Annotated in this window: 8 protein-coding genes and 1 pseudogene; 6 read left to right on the forward strand and 3 right to left on the reverse strand. The window is 61.0% G+C overall.

Features of this window, described 5'->3' with window-relative positions:
* Positions 1 to 19: 19 nt before the first annotated feature.
* The 3 genes and pseudogenes from GA0061099_RS38365 to GA0061099_RS38375 all read right to left on the reverse strand — a co-directional run.
* Positions 20 to 280, reverse strand: a pseudogene (locus tag GA0061099_RS38365) (transposase); the annotation flags it as partial.
* Positions 281 to 306: 26 nt separating this feature from the next.
* Positions 307 to 1,245, reverse strand: coding sequence for an ISNCY family transposase (locus tag GA0061099_RS38370; protein WP_244621054.1), 939 nt, complete (start codon positions 1,243 to 1,245; stop codon positions 307 to 309).
* 177 nt (positions 1,246 to 1,422) lie between these two features.
* Complete coding sequence (locus GA0061099_RS38375) at positions 1,423 to 1,842, reverse strand: hypothetical protein (protein ID WP_074448635.1); 420 nt, start codon at positions 1,840 to 1,842, stop codon at positions 1,423 to 1,425.
* A 208-nt stretch (positions 1,843 to 2,050) separates the two neighbouring features.
* Here GA0061099_RS38375 and GA0061099_RS38380 point away from each other — a divergent pair, with 208 nt between their 5' ends.
* The 6 genes from GA0061099_RS38380 to GA0061099_RS38410 form a co-directional block, all read left to right on the forward strand.
* On the forward strand, positions 2,051 to 2,437 hold the full coding sequence (locus tag GA0061099_RS38380; RefSeq protein WP_074448636.1) for a hypothetical protein: 387 nt from the start codon (positions 2,051 to 2,053) through the stop codon (positions 2,435 to 2,437).
* A gap of 863 nt (positions 2,438 to 3,300) precedes the next feature.
* Entirely contained in the window at positions 3,301 to 4,335 is a 1,035-nt protein-coding gene (locus GA0061099_RS38390) for a caspase family protein (protein ID WP_141697809.1), read from the forward strand.
* An 8-nt stretch (positions 4,336 to 4,343) separates the two neighbouring features.
* Entirely contained in the window at positions 4,344 to 4,850 is a 507-nt protein-coding gene (locus tag GA0061099_RS38395) for a hypothetical protein (RefSeq protein ID WP_074448639.1), read from the forward strand.
* Positions 4,804 to 5,457 (forward strand): hypothetical protein, encoded by a 654-nt coding sequence (locus GA0061099_RS38400; protein ID WP_141697810.1) that lies wholly within the window; start codon positions 4,804 to 4,806, stop codon positions 5,455 to 5,457. Before GA0061099_RS38395 ends, GA0061099_RS38400 begins: the two co-directional genes overlap by 47 nt.
* Before the next feature lie 145 nt (positions 5,458 to 5,602).
* The gene (gene rpmC, locus GA0061099_RS38405) at positions 5,603 to 5,794 is read left to right on the forward strand and encodes a 50S ribosomal protein L29 (protein WP_074448642.1); all 192 of its coding nucleotides are present in this window, start codon (positions 5,603 to 5,605) and stop codon (positions 5,792 to 5,794) included.
* A gap of 538 nt (positions 5,795 to 6,332) precedes the next feature.
* Positions 6,333 to 6,524 (forward strand): transposase (locus GA0061099_RS38410; RefSeq protein ID WP_074448641.1); only part of this gene is annotated, 192 nt, incomplete at its 3' end.

Consider the following 6,524-nt stretch of genomic DNA (forward strand, 5'->3'; position numbering starts at 1 on the left):
TTGGCGGCGGGCCCTACCATTTTTTTGAAAGGAGCTCGCGAAGGGCGGCCGCATCGAGCATCTGCTCGGCCAGAAGCTTCTTCAGCTTCCCGTTCTCCTCTTCCAAGGCCCTCAGCCGCTTCGCTTCGGAAACGTCCATGCCGCCGAATTTGGCCTTCCAATTGTAGATCGTCGCCTCGGAAACACCGTGCTTGCGAGCCAGGTCGGCTGTCTTCGCCCCAGCCTCATGCTCCTTCAATACCGCGATAATCTGCTCTTCCGTGAACCTTGCTCGCTTCATCTGTCCGTCCTTCTTCGGGCCGGACTCTAACTCCTTCTGGAGGAAATACGCAGTGGCAGGTCATTGTCGCTAAAAGGCACCTTGGCAAAGCGGCGATTGTAATCCTCCGTAAATGCCGGCAGGAACGCGTTACCAGCCTCAAGAGTTGAGATGCCCGCCAAACGCATCTCCTTGACCAGGCGGTCCTGCAGTGTGCCGTTGGCTCGTTCCACGCGCCCCTTGGCCTGCGGGACATTGGCACAAATGATGTCGATGTTGAGCTCGTGCAGCGCGCGACCGAACTGCGTCATCCCGTCGCCGCCGGTCGCGCCGACCTTGTTAACCCGGAACGTTGCGTGCTTGTCCGAGTAGAACGCAATGGGCTTGCCGTAGCGCTTCAGATAGGCGGTCGTCGCCCTGAAGTAGTCAAAGGTCGATTCCGTCTCGACAAATTGCAGATGCATCAATCGACTGGTGGCGTCGTCGATGAAGACGAGCAGGGTGCATTGCGGGCCGCGGTTCTCAAACCACCAGTGTTCGGAGCCGTCGATCTGGACCAACTCGCCAACGCAATCGCGGCGATGCCGCGGCTGGTGCACCGGCTTCGACCGCTGCCGGCGGTCCTTCCAAATCCCGTCCCCCAGCATCCAGCGCCGCACCGTCTCAACGCCGAAATGCAAACCATGCCGCTCCGCCAGCTTCTCTGCAGCAAGCGTCGGACCAAAATCCACGCAGTGAGTCTTGATCAGCGCCAGTGCCTCGCTCCGCACGATCGCCGGATAGGCTCGGTTGCTCGGCTTGCCGCGCTTCTTTGACAGCAGTGCCGCGGGGCCTCCGATCCGATAGGCCTTCAGCAGCCGGAATGCCTGCCGCGATGTTACCCGAAGCAGTTGCGCGGCCTCTCGCACCGTCATCCGTTCCGCCACGACATCCCGCAACACATGCACCCGGTCGATCTCAGCCCGGCTCATCGACAGCACCGTCATCACTCAAAACCCCCAGGCCTCATGCCTTAGACAAGTCCGAGCGTGACATCTCTAATGGGGAGGATGGTGACCTTTCTAATGAGCGTCTACAATCGGCGCTCGCATAACATAGATTATGGAATAAATTACGACTTTCCGAACGCCGAAATTTGCTGGTTAGCTCTTAACCCAGGCTTGCTACGACGCAGCCGCTTGTCTTCGTTGGACGGCGTCGCGTTGGCGTCGACTTCGTTTCCGCATGCGTCGAATTGGAGTTATCGCAGGCATCGGTGACAGAGCCGTGGCTGGCGTCGGCTCTTCGACCGCACGGACATCAGGCAGCTCCGTTGCTTGTTGGGCGGGTGCGGGCCGAGCCTCCATGATCTCGAGAACCACGCGTCCCTTATCAGTGATACGCCAGCCGCCGTTCAACCGCTCGATGAGACCTTGGGAGAAAATGTCCAGGTCTGGCACGCGGGCTGCCAATCGCTTCGTGCGTTCGGCCCAGTCCCGTCCGCTGGTCGCCAGAATCGCCATATCGCGCTTGAGGTCCGCCATGACGGCGAACCCGTCTGGATAGCTGACCAGCACCTTGAGAACCGTCACCTGGAAGTTCACTGCCCCACCCGTACCCGGCTTCCGCGAACTTGCTGCCTCTACATCTTAGGAGCATTCGTGAACCTCTGTCGACTCATCGAGATTCATCCGCTGGTAGCGACCTATGTCGGATATGCACTGTCGGCGAGACGTTCTCTAATACCGTCCCCTGTATCAGGCGCGACGGGCTGACCAAGAAGATGCGCGAGATGCACCCTACCTGGTCGAGATGGAGAATATCGCGGCCAGGCGCGGCATCACCATCAGGGCTCCCCTTCAGGTTGCGCGGATCGGGCCGTTCACGGTGCTTGCCCCGAGCCGCGAGCGCTACATCAAACTGATCCCCGATCTCGACAAGACACCGCAGTCGTACGCGAGCGAGTCCAAGGGGCTTCTCGGCACTCTCTTCAAGGCTGCAGCCGACGTGGCGGAAAAGGTGCTGGAGCGCCTCGATTACGAAACCTTGGACGAAAACCCGCCGGCTACATCTGCATCGAACGAGACCTCTGTGGTGCAGTGGGCTTCCTTCGGTAACGAGCGCGTGCTGCTGACCGACGATGTCGGCCCTGAAGGACTCGCCGAAGCGGCCGACTACGCGAACAGATCAGCTTACTGATCCAGCCGACGTTGGCCCAGATCCCTCACCACGGTAGCCGCCGTAACTTAGCGCCGACGGTGCTCAATCGCTGGCGAGGCCCCTATCCGGCTGAGAGCCGGGGATATGCCGTCGCCTCTGTTGGCAAGAACGAGGATATCTATCCCCGTACCAAGGTCGCCAACGCCTTCACGCGGCGCGGATACGAGGTGACGGCGACCCATAAGGAATGGATCAACTTCGTGCGCGGCTACGACCGCCGGGCTGGCGTTACAAACGCGTACGTTATCCGTTCAAGCCAGATGTGGATGATGAATAGGTTCTTGCCAAAGTTCGACAAGTACACCCTCTACGCCCGTCTCTCCCGGTTGTTATCGCAGCAGCCCCTGCCATCGCGTTGGCCTGGACGGTAGTTGCGAGCAAGGAGGTGAGATGGGTGCAGGACATTGCAGGCACCGCGCTGGCTGTTGCTCGCGGCGGGGCTCGCGAAAGAGCCGTAGAAACAAGTCACCGCTGGCGTCGTGGGACGCCCGGCCGATACTGGGTTCGAGGGGCGGCTTTCGGCCTTCGGGGGTTCGGCCCGCCTCTGGACGGTGGACAAGCCCGGAGCCATCGCACCCTCGCGTTGAAATGTTGCAATGCGCTGGTAGCGTGATTCAAGTGATTCGGCTTCAGGGACCATAATGTCGCCAAGCACGACGCCGCGATCGACAGCCATTGATCTTCAGCCGGCGGTTGTGCATTGTGTTCCGTACGTCCTCGCGCCACCCCTGATCTCCAAGCTCCGATTCACGCAGTCCCTTTTCATGACGTCTGTAATTCAACGCCAGCCCGGCCCCTCCGCGGTGCCCGTACACGTCCTTATCGTGATGGTCGGAGACTATTTGGTCAGGTCGACCAATCTGCCCGGCTCAGGAGCACTCGCTCAGGCCGTCGTGAACTTCTGGCGTACTCTGCCGAGCAGTAGCTATCCGCAGTCTCAGGCGCTGGCCTCCGTCGAGGTGCTGGCATCGGATCCTGCCGGTGCCGTCATGATCGTCGGCGACAGCGGCGGCGCAGTCGGCGTAGACCGTCCCAACTATTCGACCGTCAGAGCAGCGCTTCTCAATTGGGCCCACCGGGTCAAAAAAGAGGGCGGCGTCGGCTTCCTGCACTGGATCGGCCACGGCGCGGAGCAGCTCAAGGGCGGCAACATCGTCAACCTCTCGTGCGACGGCCCGCGAGACGACGGATTGGGCCAGTCCGGCCTCGACTGGACGCTCACTCTGCACGTCATCAACTGGATCACGGCAGGCCAACCCGTCTATTGCTTCATCGACGCATGCCGCTCGCCGAAGAGGGACGACCTCTTGGACGAAGGGATCGGCGCGCCAAACCTAGCGACGCCGGAGAACGCCTATGTCTTCTATTCATCTGCGAGAGGGCAAGAGGCGTTCTGGGTGGTCACCCCGAAGCAGGCCGCGATAACCGCCGGGTGCCGGGAACATGCCCTCGGCACGAGAGCGTTCATGGAGGCGCTGAAGGGCTTCGGGCCTCGTACGGACGATCCCAAGGCCACTGCGGCGCCGATCGTCGCGGCAGAACTGGTGCAGGCAGCGCACGCTCTCGTCACGCGTTGGGCGCGTCATCAGCAGATTTCGCCGGGTCCCAGCTGCCCCGAGGGGCCGCCGGGCTACAAGACCCGGCCGATCCTGCTGACCAGAGAACCAAAGAGCACCGTGGACGTTCATGCCAAGGGCGTGCCCTCGCCGACGTCCTGTGATGCGCTCTGTGACACTCCCCCACCCGTCGGCTCGGAAACCGCCTCCCCCATTTTTGAGTGCCGACTGGCACGAAAGCCGCATAATTTTCGCTTCAACGGCCTCGGTTGGGACCCTGAGAAACTGTTTTTTCATCCCCATATGGAATTATACAACTAGGAATTTCAATGGCCGAGAAGCAGTTAGTGCTGATGGATGAAGGCCTTCCAGGGGCTCCTCCCCTTTTCGTGACCGCGTTCTCGGAGGACGGAAGGCGCCACGAGGAGCTGCTTGAGAGCGGGCAACCTGCCCCAAAATGGTTCAACTCTGCCCCGTTTGTCCGTGTGCAGGCGCCCAATGGGCTGGTCAAAGACGGGGTCCTTTCCTCCGAAGAGCCGGGCGGCCCGTACGAAAAGTGCCTTTCGCTCCTCGGGGCCAAGCGGGCGTGGGCTCCCGCTGTCCTGGACACCTCTGCCGCCGCCAAAGTGGCAAGTCTCGAGCTTTGGACCAAGGAAGAGGGCGAAGTATCGGACGGCGCCGTCCTAACGCTGCGGAGACCGTCGAGCGGGAGCGGGAAGGCTCTGTTTGCCAACGACGGCCACCTGTTCTGCTACGCGGTCGTGCGCCGCAAAGACAATACGACCGTGCATGTTCAGAACGCTGGAAGGTTCTATCTGGACGTTCTCTCTCGGTGATGGCCCCGAAGCCGTACCGCGAGCGCTTTTGGACACCAGTCTGGCGGCAGCATTCTGGGGCTTCACCGAGCATCAAAATACCGCGGCCGCCGAGCTCGCCGCGAAAAGGCTACTATCGGTCATTTTCCATACTTCTGGAGCGCAGGCCCCTCCGGCTCCCTGGATAGCCGCGGCCGGCCACGCCGTGCTCGCCCACCGAACTCTGCTGCCCGAATACGGTGAGAAGGTCCTCTCGCTTCTCGGCTCGCCCGATGCTCCGACGCCAGACGCCGAATTCCTGAAGGCGGTCGTCGGCATGGCTCTCCTGAGCCTTGGGAAAGGCGATAAGGAGGCCGTCAAGAAAGACGTGCACGCCGCGATCTTGGCCCTGGCCGAGCATCGTGCGACCTACGGCGAGACCGTGCGCTGGCTGGACATCAAGTTCAGCATTCTCCGCGAACTCGCGCTGCGAGAGTTCAAAGAAGATGGCTTGAAGGACAAGCTAAGGGCCGTCTCCAAATGGCTACGAACTTCGTACGCAGGCGGTCAGATCGCCGCATACCTCGGCGAGGCTCCCATAAAAGGTCGTGGCTGGCACAACGTGCTGGCGCAAAAAAAGGATCCATGACCTAGTCCTCGAACACCTCGAGAGCAGGCTGCCGAACCAACCTCCCAAAAGGCCTCGCCCCGAGCTGGTTCATTCGGCAGAGCAGGACATTCCGAAAAAGCCGCCAGCGCCGCGCCAGCGCGCGCTGACGGACAGGGAAAAGAAGATGGCCGATATCCGCGCTATGAGCCCGGACCAAATGGACGATGCGGTCCTGAATCTGAAGAAAGAGCGATTCAATCTACGGTTTCAGCGCGCCACCGGCCAGTTGGAGAACACTTCGCGTATGAAGCAAGCGCGCCGCGAGATCGCCCGCATCAAAACGGTCGCCGCGCAAAAGCGCGCGAAAATGCGGTAGGAACGGATCAGCTGTGAGCGCGGCGGCCAAAACGTAAATAGCGGTCGAAAAGATCAATAAAAACAATGAAGTTCGCTCACGATTGACCACCTTTATGGCCGTTTGTCCGCGGGGTTTCGGTGGTCAATCGGTGGTCAGCTTTCGATCTGCTCCCACTGAAATCATCTCGGCCTATTTGACCAGTCGGGGGTTTGAGTCAGGGGGAGGGCTACGTACGTTCCCGCCGACAGGTTTTCCGCCGAATTTTTGGTGTCGGTGACGTAAATCCCCTCATTGCGGGGTGCCCCTGGCCTTCTCCCCTTGTGGGAGAGTCAATAGCGGAAATAACCTAGCGATATCAGGCGGTCCATATCTGAGTGTATGGCCAGTGTAAAAAAAAAATGGTCGCTCCCCGGTGATGGTGTAGCTCGGTAGAGCAAAGCCGTCCGCACGCGCGCCCTCCCATGGCGCCGTAGCGGGCGGGCGGCTTTGCGGTGGTCACCGGCAGTTCGCCGGTAGGGTCGGGTTGCTGACACCAACCTGATTCGAGGAACCACCGATGACCGATGAGATGATGAACCTCCGCACGCTCGTGGAGAAGACCCCCGATGCGGATCTGCTGCGCGAGATGATCGGCTTTGCTGCCCAGCGCCTGATGGAGCTGGAAGTGGAAGGCCAGACCGGGGCCGCCTACGGCGAGAAGAACCCCGAGCGTCTGGCGCAGCGCAACGGCTACCGCGACCGGACCTGG

This window comes from Bradyrhizobium yuanmingense (genome assembly GCF_900094575.1).
Classification (GTDB): domain Bacteria; phylum Pseudomonadota; class Alphaproteobacteria; order Rhizobiales; family Xanthobacteraceae; genus Bradyrhizobium; species Bradyrhizobium yuanmingense.